The organism is Mucilaginibacter sp. (genome assembly GCF_965201005.1).
Taxonomy (GTDB): Bacteria; Bacteroidota; Bacteroidia; order Sphingobacteriales; family Sphingobacteriaceae; genus Mucilaginibacter_A.
In genome coordinates this window covers 2,407,328-2,421,616 of sequence record NZ_OZ241747.1, presented here as the reverse complement: position 1 = coordinate 2,421,616, position 14,289 = coordinate 2,407,328, and the positions used below count along the sequence as shown (strand labels likewise).

Annotated in this window: 11 protein-coding genes; 5 read left to right on the top strand and 6 right to left on the bottom strand. The window is 39.4% G+C overall.

The features are described from left to right. Window positions 1–53: 53 nt before the first annotated feature. Window positions 54–269, top strand: coding sequence for a hypothetical protein (locus tag ACOFKR_RS11165; RefSeq protein ID WP_419800879.1), 216 nt, complete (start codon window positions 54–56; stop codon window positions 267–269). Between the two features lie 414 nt (window positions 270–683). Further along, window positions 684–1,139 carry a hypothetical protein gene (locus ACOFKR_RS11160; RefSeq protein WP_419800878.1) on the top strand — a complete coding sequence of 152 codons (456 nt, stop codon included), beginning with the start codon at window positions 684–686 and terminating at the stop codon, window positions 1,137–1,139. Window positions 1,140–1,239: 100 nt separating this feature from the next. Here the strand turns inward: ACOFKR_RS11160 and ACOFKR_RS11155 are convergent, their stop codons facing one another. The 5 genes from ACOFKR_RS11155 to ACOFKR_RS11135 all read right to left on the bottom strand — a co-directional run bounded on the left by ACOFKR_RS11155 (window position 1,240) and on the right by ACOFKR_RS11135 (window position 9,999). After that, entirely contained in the window at window positions 1,240–1,725 is a 486-nt protein-coding gene (locus ACOFKR_RS11155; RefSeq protein WP_419800877.1) for a hypothetical protein, read from the bottom strand. 254 nt (window positions 1,726–1,979) lie between these two features. Next, window positions 1,980–4,388: an ABC transporter permease gene (locus tag ACOFKR_RS11150; protein WP_419800876.1), complete on the bottom strand. Its 2,409-nt coding sequence runs from the start codon at window positions 4,386–4,388 to the stop codon at window positions 1,980–1,982. Between the two features lie 156 nt (window positions 4,389–4,544). Beyond that, a complete protein-coding gene (locus tag ACOFKR_RS11145) occupies window positions 4,545–6,956 on the bottom strand; it encodes an ABC transporter permease (RefSeq protein WP_419800875.1) in 2,412 nt (803 codons plus the stop codon). Between the two features lie 208 nt (window positions 6,957–7,164). Then, complete coding sequence (locus ACOFKR_RS11140; protein ID WP_419800874.1) at window positions 7,165–9,585, bottom strand: ABC transporter permease; 2,421 nt, start codon at window positions 9,583–9,585, stop codon at window positions 7,165–7,167. A 126-nt stretch (window positions 9,586–9,711) separates the two neighbouring features. Then, window positions 9,712–9,999, bottom strand: coding sequence for a hypothetical protein (locus tag ACOFKR_RS11135; RefSeq protein ID WP_419800873.1), 288 nt, complete (start codon window positions 9,997–9,999; stop codon window positions 9,712–9,714). 280 nt (window positions 10,000–10,279) lie between these two features. Between ACOFKR_RS11135 and ACOFKR_RS11130 the strand changes: the two genes are divergently transcribed. Continuing rightward, window positions 10,280–10,423, top strand: a complete 144-nt coding sequence (locus ACOFKR_RS11130; RefSeq protein WP_419800872.1) for a hypothetical protein — start codon at window positions 10,280–10,282, stop codon at window positions 10,421–10,423. Between the two features lie 795 nt (window positions 10,424–11,218). Here the strand turns inward: ACOFKR_RS11130 and ACOFKR_RS11125 are convergent. Further along, on the bottom strand, window positions 11,219–13,621 hold the full coding sequence (locus ACOFKR_RS11125) for an ABC transporter permease (RefSeq protein ID WP_419800871.1): 2,403 nt from the start codon (window positions 13,619–13,621) through the stop codon (window positions 11,219–11,221). Between the two features lie 52 nt (window positions 13,622–13,673). Here ACOFKR_RS11125 and ACOFKR_RS11120 point away from each other — a divergent pair, with 52 nt between their 5' ends. Further along, on the top strand, window positions 13,674–13,886 hold the full coding sequence (locus ACOFKR_RS11120) for a hypothetical protein (RefSeq protein WP_419800870.1): 213 nt from the start codon (window positions 13,674–13,676) through the stop codon (window positions 13,884–13,886). After that, entirely contained in the window at window positions 13,876–14,280 is a 405-nt protein-coding gene (locus ACOFKR_RS11115) for a PIN domain-containing protein (protein WP_419800869.1), read from the top strand. Before ACOFKR_RS11120 ends, ACOFKR_RS11115 begins: the two co-directional genes overlap by 11 nt. The last annotated feature ends 9 nt before the right edge of the window (window positions 14,281–14,289 follow it).

The following is a 14,289-nucleotide window of genomic DNA, read 5'->3' as shown; positions in this document are numbered from 1 at the left end:
GCGGAGAATAGATGCAAACGGCGTAATACACTATTCTGTTATCTTTGCATGATATGGAAGCCATTCAAATTTCCGGCATTTTCAAACACGCCATTTGCCGCGCGCAAGCCCTGGAACCAAACCTTTACAGCATCACCATGGATACTGTTTTTATCGGTACAATTTTGCGCGAAAACGGTGGCTGGTGCCTGCAGGAAATTTCCGGAGAGGATTTAACTGCCGAAAACGTGCAACTGATTGGTGCGTTCCTGGAACGGAAAAAGTTTTAGGTAAATAGCGGTAAAATAAAATTGCTTTGTCAAGACTTCTGTTAGGTTCAAAACACTATTTTTATCGCTATAAACCGTAATTTCCTTCATTTTGGTTGATTTCTTTGATCCTGCAAAAAGAAAAAACCACACTTTCCAAAAACCAAATCAATGCTTCTTTTATCACCTAAAATTTGGTGGATTATAATCACTTAGAACATTGTTCATACAAAAACTGAAATCATGTACGATAAAAGAAGTACATATTTTCGGGTTTTCAAAAATAGAAATATCAGCTATGCAGTAAGTTATGAAAGCAGCAGAACCAACAAATTAATAAGTAGTTTTTTATTGAACAGCTTTGCATTTAAACAACCGGTAATTGTTAAAATCAGGAAAAAATAATTATAATTAAACTACCATAATGCAATTACAATGAAAATAAACCAGAGTGTTTTATCAGTTGCTTTGTTGTTTTTGACGGCCTGTAACCCAAAAACAGGCCCTAAAAACAGCATTGATCTGATAGGAACGTGGCAATTGGTATCTGCAACAACTATCACGAAAGGTGACAGCAGCGTTACAGATTTTACCAAAAACCAGCAAATGATCAAAATAATCAACGCTACGTATTTTGCTTTTTTAAAACACGACAGGCAATCTCCAAAAGATTCTATCAATCATTTTGATGCAGGCGGCGGAAATTATACGCTGAAAGGTAATCAATACACAGAACATTTGGATTTTTATGCCGATAAAAACTGGGAAGGGAAATCTTTCAATTTTACGATCTCAATCAAAAACGATACGCTGACCCAAAAAGGTATTGAAAAAGTTGAAAAGGCAAATATTGACCGCGTGATTATCGAAAAATATGTCCGCATCAAATAATTGTCCGACAAAAATTGTCAGGTAAAAGAAGCATAACAATTTTCTGTTTTTACCTGATAAAAGAAGCATTAAAACAGAGTGGATAAATCTGGAAAAAAACCTATTTTTTCAGATCAGCTATTTTCTTTGTTAAATCCTGATGGTCTTTCATCATTGTTTGCTGCTCTTGTTCAATCGTGTTTTGCTCACTGATGATTTTCTGGTGGTCTTTTTCCATTTGTTTGATCTCGGCATCCTTTTCCGCATCGCTCATCGTACTAAATTTGTCTTTTAATTCTGCATGGCCTGCAATTAAATCGGAGTGGCTTTTGATCAGCGCTTCATGGCGTTTTAGCATAACATCGTGCTTGCCGATTATTGCCATAACCGAAGCATCGTTCAAATGCTTCTCCTTTACTTCATCAACAAATTTTTGATGTTCGATAAGCATATTTTGATGTGTACCGATGATTTTTTGGTGAGCCGCAGCAATACTGTCACTTTGCTTCATCAATGTGATATATTGATTGGTCTGGTCTTTCTTATTATTATCACATCCCAGGAAAATAAAGGCAGAAATAAATAACACAAAAATTGAATTTTTCATAGTCGTTTGATTTTTTTAAATAAATTTTTTGGCGATCAGGTTAGTTTTAAGCCAGTATAATCCACTGAAAATTTCATCTTTACCTACTACTGCAACATCGTTGCAATGTATTGGTTTTTTATTTTTTGATAAAGTTCTTTTGCTTTGTTTGTGATTTTAAAAGCTTCTTTTATCGGTACTTTTTTGGTGCGGGGAGCGGGGTTCGAGGATTTTGCAAGTCGCTGATACCTCCAACCTCGCACCTCAAACCTTTCTCACTCACTTCTCAAACTCTCCACCGGGTTGGCCAATGCTGCTTTTACTGTTTGTATTACAATTAATAGCGCAGTAACGAACGTAAGCATAGCGACTGCAATCAAAAACGGTTTTGCCGTAATCGTAATGCGGTAAACATAATCGCTTAACCATTTTTGCATGATAAAAAAAGCAATCGGGCAAGCAATCAATCCTGCTATCAACACGGTTACTAAAAACTCTTTTAAAAACAAAAGGATAATACCGGCCACTGAAGAACCCAATACTTTCCTAATCCCGATCTCTTTTGTCCGCTTTTGGATGCTTTGTGCGATCAAGCCTACAATTCCTAATAACACAATAACAATAGCCAAAGCTGTAGCCATGTAAGATGCTTTTTGCAACTGGATTTCTGTTTGATACAGTTTTTTTAGCGTATCATCCATAAAATTATATTCAAAAGGGGCATCAGGCATAAGCGTTGCCCACTTTTTCTGCACGGCTTCCAGATCCTGCCGCACGTTGCCCGGCTTCAACTTGATGGAAAAGTAACGGTAGAAGTTTGAAAAATTGACGTTGACGAAAGTAACCGGCTGAATTTGCTGTTGCATGGAACCAAAATGAAAATCGCTGGTAACACCGCAAATGGTAAATGGATCCTTATTTCCGGTGATGCGGATTTGTTGGCCGATCGCCATCTGCAGGTCTTTCCAACCCATCGCTTTTGCTTGTGTTTCGTTGATTACAACTTTTGCCGAATCGCCGGGAGCATAAACATCAGTAAAAAAGCTGCCTGCTTTTAGCGGGATGCCATAAGTAGCTGCGAATTGGTTATCTGCCACAATGCTCTGAACAGCAACAGTCTGTGTAGAATCCGCACCAAATTTATACACCTGAAACCCACCGCCATTGTTGCCATCGGGTATTTCCCAGGAAAGCGAAATGCTGCTGATTTGAGGAAGTTGGGCAAGTTGGGTTCGTATCTGCTCCATTCGCTGCACGCCCTTGCGCGACCAATCCCGCGGAACAGAAGCATAAACCACATAATCTTTATTGTAACCCAGGTTTTTGCTGAAGAAAAGTTTTACTTGTTGCGAGATAATCAGTGCACCAACAAAAACGATAACCGCGATACTGAACTGGAAAGCGACCAATGCTTTCCGCATAAAAACACTTTCTTTAACCGAACTTACTTTTCCTTTTAAAGAATCAACGGATTTTAAAGAAGCCAAAACAAAAGCTGGATAAATGCCGGAAATTAAACCAATAAATAATGCCAATAAAAAAGGTATCAAAAAAAAGTAAACCGGAAATGCAAAAAGGCTAAGGATTTCTTTTCCTAAAACATCGTTAAAAAACGGCCTCGCGATCGTGTAAATGATCAATGCAAAAATAGTGGCCAGCAAAACAAGTAGCGTTGATTCGATCAAAAACTGCCAAACCAATTGCTTTTTCATTCCGCCTAAAACTTTTCGGATGCCCATTTCTTTCATCCGGGTTGCGGACTGACTTATGCACATATTGATGAAATTGACGACAGCCATCAGCAAAATGAAAAGCGCAATGGAAGATAACGTGTACAACATCTTTTTTACCACACCATTATTGGCCAACAAGTAATAAGTTTTTAAAGGAACCAGATAGGGTGTCAAGTTTTGTTGGATTTGAACTATTGTATTTTTCCTGAGCAGGCTTTTTATTGGTTTTTCTAAATCACCTGGTTTTACGCCAGGCCGCAATTCAATATAGCCCACCATGCTGGTATTGTTCCAGCCGTCAACCGTTCTGCCCATAAATTTGGCAGCAGTAACCGGAAGAAAAAAATCATTGTTATTGTTGTCATTTAGGTTGAGGACCGAATTTTTGTCTGCTTCTTTTAATACACCAGAAACGGTAAAATCATGTTTCGACCCGGAGAAGTTTTCAATTGTGATCGTTTGTCCAACCACATCTGTTGTGCCAAAATATTTGATGGCTTTATTTTGTGTAACCACTACTGAAAAAGGACCGGTAAAAATAGTACCTACATCGCCGTACAACAAACTAAAACCATACATGGTAAGCAAAGTGCTGTCGCCAATCTGGATATGTTCCCGAAAGTGTTTTTCGCCTTTTGATATGGTTGACGTTACGCCGTCCCAATGGTAATAATTGGCCACCAGGTTTGGATATTCTGTTTTTAAAGCTTTCGGCAACTCTGCTAATGTAGCCAACTCAAAACCCATGTTTGGGTCTTTCCATTTACTTTGAATAATGTATTGTTCATCGGCATTCTTCAACTGGCGGTTTACCTGCAACTCGCCCCATATATACGCGCCAATGAGCAGCGTAAAAGCAATACCAGTTGATAAACCGATAATGTTCACCAGCGAAAAAACACGGTTTTTAATAATGTTACGCCAGGCAATTGTGATGTAGTTTTTAAACATGATTTTAATTTTTATAGCTGATGCTTCTTTTATCGGTATAATTTCGCCCCACCTAACCTCCCCAAAGGGGAGGAACCAAAGCGTGCTACCTTTATGGTTTTCTATATTTCCGCCCTGCAAAAAGCCCTCTCCTTTGGAGAGGGTTGGGTGAGGCTTTCACTCACTTCTCAAACTTTCCACCGGATTGGCCAATGCTGCTTTTATGGCCTGAAAACTGACAGTTGCCAGAGCGATCACCAAGGAAATAATTGCTGCCAGCACAAACACCCACCAACTGATGGTGATGCGATATGCAAAATCCTGCAACCATTTTTGCATCGCCCAATAAGATAACGGAAAGGCAATGACACAGGCAATCAGCACTAATTTGATGAAATCTTTGGAAAGCAAAGTGGTCACGCTGGCAACCGATGCGCCCAAAACTTTGCGGATACCGATCTCTTTTGTCCGCTGTTCGGTAGTGTAAATTGCTAATCCAAATAAACCCAAACAGGCCACAAATATGGTTAGCACAGTAAAAATGCTAAGAATACTGCCGGCTTTTTCTTCTGCCTGATAGGTTTTGTTGTACAGCTCATCCATAAAAGAATAAGTAAAAGGTTCATCCACATTAAACTTTGCCCAGTCCTGTTTCATTGTGGCCAGCAAACCCGAAACGTCGCCGGTTTTTACTTTAAAAATCAAACCCCATTCCGGTTGCAAAACCATTAGCAAAGGTGTAACCGGTTCGTGCAGCGATTTAAAATTGAAATCTTTTACTACGCCGATAACGGTATAAGTAAAATTCTTCCCTTTATCGCTGTTTTGCCGGGTGATCCGTTGCCCAACCGCATTGCTTCCCCAACCGAAAGCTTTGGCAGCCGTTTCGTTAATAACCATGGCCGATGAATCTGTTGCAAAAGCTTTAGAAAAATTTCTGCCGGCAGCCAGTTGCATACTCAGCGTAGGCAAATATTGTTCATCTACGTGGTACTCCAGCGTTTTCATGATCTGGTTTTCTTTACCTGCGGGATAAGCAAGCGCATTGTTGCTGTTGCTCGGGCCAACAGGTTTATAACCGGAAACCGTGACGTTGACAATACGCGGGTCTTTCAGCATCATTTCTTTAAAAATCTGCTCATTTTTGCCTAAGGCCCAGGAATTGGGCAGCACCAGCAATTGCTCTTTATTATAGCCCAATTTTTTATTGCGGATAAATTGCATCTGCTGATAAACCACAATCGTACAAACAATCAAGCTGACAGAAATAAAAAACTGGAATACAACCAAGCCGCTTCTCAAACCAAAACTATTGTTGCTGGTACTTATTTTACCCTTGATGATGGCCAGCGGTTTAAACGAAGACAAGAAAAATGCCGGATAGATTCCAGCTAAAATGCCAATCAGTAAACCTGATCCGATAAAAACTGCCCAGGGTTTTAGGGCATAACCAAGGATTAAGTTTTTGCCCGAAAGCTGATTAAATGCCGGTAAAGCAAGCTTTATAATCACCACAGAAATCAGCAACGCTATAAACGTAAGCAGCACAGATTCCAGTAAAAACTGCTTGATTAACTGGCTTTTATCAGAACCCAAAACTTTACGCACACCAACTTCTTTTGCCCGTTTAGATGCACCGGCGGTGGATAAATTGATAAAATTGATACAGGCGATCAACAAAACAAACAGGGCAACTGCGCCGAAAATGTAAACACATTTAATATCGCCGCCCGGCTCAAACTCGTAATTGCTGTTGGAGTGCAGGTGAATATCGGTTAAAGGCTGCAAGGCAAAACCTAAATCGTTGCCTTTGGTGCGGAACTGCGATAAGCTCATGCCCATGGATTGTGCAATTTGTGGCCCCATGTATTTCTCGACCATTCCGGGAAGTTTAGCTTCTAATTTTTTGTAGTCGAAGTCTTTTTTTAACAGTAAATAAGTGAAAAACCCTGACGACATCCACGTTGGTGCTTTGGCTTCGGGCAAGCTTTGCATCGAACCAAACAGATCAAAATGGAAATGAGAATTGTTTGGAACAGAAGCGATTACGCCGGTAACTTTGTATAAATCTTTGTTGTTCAAGGTCAGGATTTTACCGATTGGCTCATCATTGCCAAAATATTTATGGGCCATATCCTGGGTGATTACCACCGTATTGGTTTGAAGCAATGCTGTTTTTACATCACCTTTTATCAGCGGAAGCGTGAACACTTTAAAAATGTTGGCATCCGCAAAAACGAAGCTGCCATCTTTAAAAGTTTTGTTGGCGTAAGTAACTTTGGGTTTGCCCATTTCGCGCAGGCGTGTGGCTTCTTCCACTTCCGGGTAATCGTTTTTTAGCGTTTGCGCTGTTGGCGGCATCACATTGGCTTCAAAAATTTTTCCGCCGTTGATGTTTGCTTTGAAAACAACGCGCACAATGCGGTCGGCATTTTGGTTGAAACGATCATAACTCAGTTCGTCCTGCACAAAAAGTAGGATGATGAAGCAAACCGAAATGCCGATGGCTAAACCCAGGATATTGATGGCCGCAAAACCTTTATTTTTCCAGAGGTTTCTAAATGCGATTTTGATGTAGTTTTCGAACATGGTTTTTGGGCTTTTAGCTGTCAGCAATCAGCTTTCAGCTTTTGTATTATTTATGTTGATACTGTTTTTATCGGTATAATTTTAGCCCCACCTAACCTCCCCAAAAGGGAGGAACTATGGCGGCTACTTTTATGGTTTACCACCTTTACAGTTTGCTATATATCCACCCTGCAAGCCCTCTCTTTTGGAGAGGGTTTGGGTGAGGCTTTCACTCACTTCGCAAACTCTTTACCGGATTGGCCAATGCTGCTTTTACCGCCTGAAAACTGATGGTTGCCAGCGCAATCACAATTGCAATTAAAGACGATAACCCAAAAATCCACCAACTGATTTCAATGCGGTAAGCAAAATTTTGCAGCCAATTGTTCATCACCCAATAAGCTATAGGAAAAGCCAACACGCTGGCTATCAAAACCAATTTGATAAAATCTTTAGAAACCAACAATACAATGCCTGAAATGGAAGAACCCAAAACCTTGCGGATACCAATTTCCTTGGTGCGTTGTACCATCACGATCATGGCCATCGCCAACAAACCGATGCAGGAAATCAGGATGGCAATAATGGCCGAACCGATAAAAATGTTGGCCAGGCGTTTTTCGCTGCGATACTGGCGTTCGGTGTTTTCGTTCAGCCATGAACCTTTAAATTCGGTGTTTGGGAAAATTTGGTGCCATTGTGTTTTTAGGCGGTTAAAAGAAGCATTAAGGCTTGCAGGTTTTACCCGCACAAAAACGTATTCCAGGTGGTTTTTTTGTTCCAAGCTCAAGGATAAAGCTTCTACCTTTTCATGCAAGGAGTGGAAATTGTAATCGTGCATTACACCAATTATCTGGATTGGTGCTTGATTATCGTGGACAGGTAAATAAGTGCCAATTGGATTTTTAACACCAATTTGCTTTGCCATTTGCTCGTTGATAACCACGGCATTGGTATCAGTAGCAAAATCCCTGGAAAAATCCCGGCCTTGTAACAGTTTTATCCCCAGCGTTTTTAAATAATCGTAATCTACATTTTGCCAATCTGTATCTATTTCGTGTCCTTTAAAATTAAATCCAACCGTGTGAGTTGAAGAGGAACCATCGTTTCCCATGCCCAGGTTATTTCCCGAACCGGTAATACTTTCCACTTCCGGTGAACCTTGTAATTTCTGCCGAAGAATGTTTAAAGCATTCGTGCCGGAAAGGTTGCCCAACGGAATACTGATCACCTCGCTGCGGTTATAGCCCAGCGGCAGGTTTTGCATGTATTGCATTTGCTGCCAGGTAACCAGCGTGCAAATAATAAGCAAAGTAGAAAGCGCAAATTGTGTAACCAGCAAAATATTGCGTACGCGGCCTGGCTTGGTAGTGTTTACCGTTCCTTTTAAAACCAAAACTGTTTTGTACCGAAGCATCAGCCAGGCCGGATAAAAACCTGCAATTAGGGTGATCAAAAAAAAGGTGCTAAAAGAAGCAAGCAGCAAACCCGGTTGCAACAGCATTTTTAAATGAATATGGCTTTTAAAATTTTGTGCAAACAGCGGCAAAATGAGCGACGAGAGGAGCAAGCCAAAACCAAAAGCAATCAAACAAACCAAAGCCGTTTCTACCCAAAACTGTACCAGTAATTGCCATTTTCCGGCACCCAAAGTTTTACGGACGCCAACTTCCCGGGCGCGGGTAAAAGCGCGGGCAATATTGAGGTTGATAAAATTGATGCAGGCAATCAGCAAAATAAAAATACCGATGGCCAGCAAGGCAGTGACATAAACACGGGAAACCGGGCCGCCTTCCAACCCGCTCAATTCATTATTAAAATGATTGTTGGCGAAAGGCGTCAGGTTTACGGTAAACACATTTCCATTGGCATCCGGCTTGGCGCCGTCACGTATAATATCACTGATGGCTTCTTTAAAATGGTTTTTTGCGAATGGAATCAGACGTTTTTCAAAAGAAGTCGGATTTGTACCTGCGTTTAACTTTACATAAGTAACATGGTTTTGTACATCCCATTTATCTAAGTTTTGCTGATAGTTGTTGTAGTTTTCGAAGCGCATCAGCACATCAAAATTCAAGCTGGAATTATCGGGGAAATCTTTAGCCACGCTACTAACCACAAAACTCTGGTTTTGGTTGTACAGGTTTACTTCTACCGTTTTGCCAATCGGGTTTTCTTTTCCGAAAATCGCTTTGGCAACATATTCGGTTATTACAATGCTGTGCAGATCGTGCAATGCTGTTTTTACCGATCCTTTTTCAAGCGGAAAAGTAAAAATCCGCAGAAAATCCTCGTCCACAAACCGGATAGATTCCATGATCTTTTTGGTTTTGTAAGTAATCTCTGCGCCGCCATTGCCCAACCTCGAAATGTACTGCACATCCGGATATTCTGCTTTTAAAGCTGGTGTAAGCGGTTCGGGCATTGCCGTGCCGCGTTCAATCCCTTTTGCCCGGTTTTGGGTGAGGTAAACCTGGTAAATGTCCGGCAGGTTTTTGTGGAATTTATCGTACGAAAACTCGTAAACCACGGTTAAAAAAAGCAAAACGCAACAAGCAACTGCCACGCTCAAACCAATAATATTAATCAGATTGAACACTTTGCCCTTTAACAAATTTCGCCAGGCAATTTTAAGGTTGTTTTTGAACATTTTTTGAGCTTTTAGCTGTCGGCAAGCAGCTTTCAGCGGATGGAATGTTTAAGGGTTTTTATTTCAAATTTAATCCGATTTGTTTTGGCCATTAAGCCAATCGCCGAAACCTGACAGCTTATCGCACTACGGCCTGTGCGGTGCAGGAGGACGTGGCGGCGGCGGTGCTATGCCCAAAGAATCGGTAATTTTTCTTACTAAAGCATCTTTCTGCGCCCTGTTCATTCCTTTAACATTAAAATTATGCTCATAATGAATATGCTTGTTTTCGCGGTCTGTATTGATGCTGAAGTGTAAAGTTGTGCCATCGTCTTTGATGGATTGCGAAACGTCAGTCCGGGAAGTTGTGGTTTTAGTTTGTGCCGATGCACCCAAAGAAAAGGCTGATAAAAGAAGCAAGGTTAAAACTTTCATGGTTTTGTTTTTGGATAGAACAATCAATTTTGTGCCGGTGTTATAAAAAACTGATTTACAGATATTTGTAATAATGTGATCGGATATCTCTGTCCGGTTCTGATACAACTTCTGTGCTTTATCGATACAAGTTTTTAGGTGATAAAAACAGTATTGCAGCCAAAGTTTCTGATCAGAAATTGAACATCCCGATCTGATTTCTTAATTACTAAATGACAGAACAGACAAATCAAGCTAAAAAATTTACTAAAAAACCGCATGTGTAAAAGCATCAGAAACATTGGCAATTTCAAACGCTACATTTGAAGAATTTATTAAGGTTTTGGTCCGAAAGAAGTTTGATAAATATTTTGTGGATGACGAAGAGCGTTGGGCGTTTATTGATCGTGCAGAAATCAACTTTAAATGTTTATTGATAAGTTGACAATGCTTGTTTTATGACAATAAATCTTACTTTTCCAATTTTATGCCGATAAAAGAAGTATGGAAATTTCCGTTTTTTTATAGGATAAAAGAAGCATACAAAAATAGATCGGATAAAATTTAAACAGGCCCGCAATCCTTTTTGTGGCATCCCAATTTAAGTCCGGTTAAATTTAGAAGTAGTTTTAGTAGTCGGCCTTCAGCAAAAAACAGTCTTGTACAATGCTTCTTTTACCCATGTTTTTTCAGGCTTTTACTGATGGATGATTGTTTATATCCTAAGGTTGTTTAAACTTATTTTGCGGATAGGATTTATTTAAGGAACACAGCCCTTGCCCCTCTCAAGAGTGGGAACCAGGCGCATACCTTGCATAAGGTTGCTGATTGAAGTTTTGTGCCGAAGTAATTAAGCCCATATTAAACAGCAACAAAAAAACAGTAGTTTTAAAAGTGATGATGCAGGTTGGTTTTGAGGGTTTTAGGTTGAAAACTTAAGGTTACGAAATTCACCATGGCCCTCTCCCGAAGGAGAGGGTTTCCGGCTTTATTTAACATCTAAATATAAAGAACAACAACTTGCCATTGTATTTTTTATAACTGCACGTACAATACCAGGATTGTAAACAATGAAAAACAATAGCTTGCTGCACACTATGGACGTTGCCTGTTTGGTATTGTTACAGTTTTCGTCAGCCTTCGGAACAGGAAGTTTTGGTAGTCAGTTTTCAGCTTGTAAAGGGACGATTAAATTTCTATATCGGGCATCCATTTGATAGCTGACAGCTAATGGCTTTTCTCACTCACTCCTCAAACTCTTCACCGGGTTGGCCAATGCTGCTTTTACCGCCTGAAAACTGATGGTGATGAGGGCGATGCTCAATACTAAAAATCCGGCCAAAACAAACAGCCACCAACTAATTTGGATGCGATATACAAAAGTTTGCAGCCACCAGTTCATTACCCACCAGGCAAATGGCGAAATAAGTAAGACAGATAAAACCACCAGAAAAACAAATTCTTTGCTCATTAATGTGGCCAATTGTGCTACCGTTGCGCCCAATACTTTTCTTACCCCAATTTCTTTGGTGCGTTGTTTGGTAAAGTAGGCGGTTAGGGCAAACAAGCCCATGGCAGAAATCAAAATGGCGACAATTGCAAAAAAGGTGATCAAACTTTGCAACCTAGAATAAGACAAGAACAATTGTTGGAAATTATCATCCAAGAATGAGTAACGGATAGGCGAATCAGGATCAATCTTTTTCCAAGCTTGTTCTATAGCTGTAACCGTTTTTTGCATGTGGTTACTGTTAAGCTTAACCAAAATTGCCCCGCCCGACTGGTGCATGCAAGCTTTGTTGCCAATGGTATAAACAACAGGTTGCACGGCACTTTCAAATCCTTGCACATTAAAATTTTTTACAACACCTACAATTTTTACCGGGATACTATCACAATTATCAAAAGCCAGGGTTTTACCGATGAGGTTATTGTCATGGAATTTCTGAAAAGCTGTTTCATTAATTACCGCTGATCTTGTGTTTTGATCGGTATAACTTTCATTAAATAACCTGCCTTGTACCAATGCAATCTTTAAAGTTTTAAAAAAATCTGTGCTTACTTTCACAGATGCCATACGCAAACCTTTCCCGGCATATTTAAAATTGAAGGTAGAAGTATCTGCCATTTCTTTCTGGTCTCCGGGAACGTTGGTTGTTTTGGCTATCGAACTTACACCTGCTATAGAAGAAAACGTGTTTTGTAAATTAGAAAAACCTTCTTCCCTTATTTTTTGCGATGTTTCTATCCGCATTACCTGTTCACCAGAAAAACCTTTGTCTTTAGTTTGCATATAATGCATCTGGCTTTTGATAATCAATACTGCCATCACAAAAAATGCAGAAACCATAAATTGTACAACAATTAAACTGTTTCGAAAAAAAGCCCCTTTGTTTCCGGCTGAATAGTTCCCTTTTAAAACTTTTGCCGTGTTAAACTTGGATACAATTAAGGATGGATATAAACCCGAAAGTAAGATCACCAGCAACAGGCACAATGCAATTTGAACAAATATTGAACTTGTATTATTTTGATACCAAAAGCTTAAAGTAATATTGAAAGATTGATTGATAAACCTTAATGAAAAAAATACGATAAAAACAGCAATGCCTAAACTGATGACACACTGCAAAATTGTTTCGGACATAAATTGGAACACCAACTGTTTCCTGTCCGAACCCAATACTTTGCGCATCCCAACTTCTTTTGCACGGCCAACAGATTTTGCAATAGCCAGGTTACTAAAATTAATAACTCCGGCCAGCAGCAACAAAACCGCAAGGATTAACAAGATAGAAACTGTTTTAAAATTGCTTTCCCCATGTTTTGGAAAGTTGTGGATGTTAGAAACCGCATCTGTATAAAGGAAAGTTTTTTGTCCGGCTTTTTTATAAGCCTCAAAGGTTTGGTTGCCTTTTTTAAGGCGTTCATTGTAATACAACCTGTTGATGTCATTTTCCAATTTTGCTTCCGCAACCGGTTGTTTTAGTTTGATGTAAGTTTGATAAGATTGGTTTCCCCAATTTTTATATTGTTCCTTTTCCAGGGAAGAATAGCGCATCAAAATCTGGGCATTGAAATGTGTCGGCGTTTTTGGCTCCTGCATTATCGCAGTGATGGTTCCGGTAACGGCGTTAAATACTTTTATTGGTTTACCTATTGGATCAATATTTCCGAATAATTTTTGCGCCAACGCTTCAGTTATAACCGTAGCATCTGGTTTATTTAACGCAGTCCGCGCATCACCTCTAATAATTTTGTAGGGAAACACTTTTAAGAAAGAAGAATCCACCGTAACAAAACCTTTTTGGTAAATCTTTTTATCGTTGGCGGCAAGCAAAACATCAAAGTCCATTCCGCCCTGCACGGCAGTACCAGCTTCTGCATTTGGATAGTTTTGTGCTACAAAACTGGCCAGCGGCGCATAACTTGCAGGCAGGTAATCCCCCTTTTCATAGATGGAAACTTTGTAAACTTTTCCCAGTTCCGGGTTCCATTTATCATAACTCAGTTCATAATTAAGGTACAATAAAATGATGATGAAACTAGCCAATCCGGCAGCCAATCCTAAAATATTTACTGTACTGTAAACTTTGCTTTTTACAAGATTGCGCCAGGCGATTTTGATGTAATTTTTAAACATGGTTTATTTTAGTTTAATGTGTTATTTGTATATTTGAGAAAAGACAAATTGTATGATCAGAGAAATTGTAGTACCTACCAATACAAAGCAAACCATCGAGTTTCCGGAGGATTTTATTGGCAAGCAAGTAGAAATTATTGCCTTCACAATTGAAGAAAAAGTAACGGGCCAGGTTAAAACTGAAAAAGCTTTTGACTTTTGGAAGGAGCACAGTATTGATATGGGCAATTTTAAATTTGACCGGGACGAGGCCAATGAGTACTGATTTTTTTATAGATTCCAATGTTGCCTTGTATGCCCTTGATAAGGCAACTTTTAAAAACAAAATAGCTTTAGGGCTGATCGAAAAGAACCCAATCATAAGTACCCAGGTTGTATTAGAAAGTATCAACATTTGCTTGAAAAAATTTAAGTTTTCAAAAGAAGTTTCGTATCAACATGGCAGGTATTTAATGAATACTTGTGCCCTCAAATTGATTGACGAAACAACACTTATTTTAGCTTTTGAAATTTCTGTTCAGTTTCAATATTCTCATTGGGATAGTCTGATTATTTCCTCGGCCCTTCAAAACAATTGTAAAATATTGTATTCTGAAGATTTACAGAACGGGCAAGTAATTAGGAACAAATTGACTATTATCAATCCTTTTCTTGCATAAAAAGTTAAA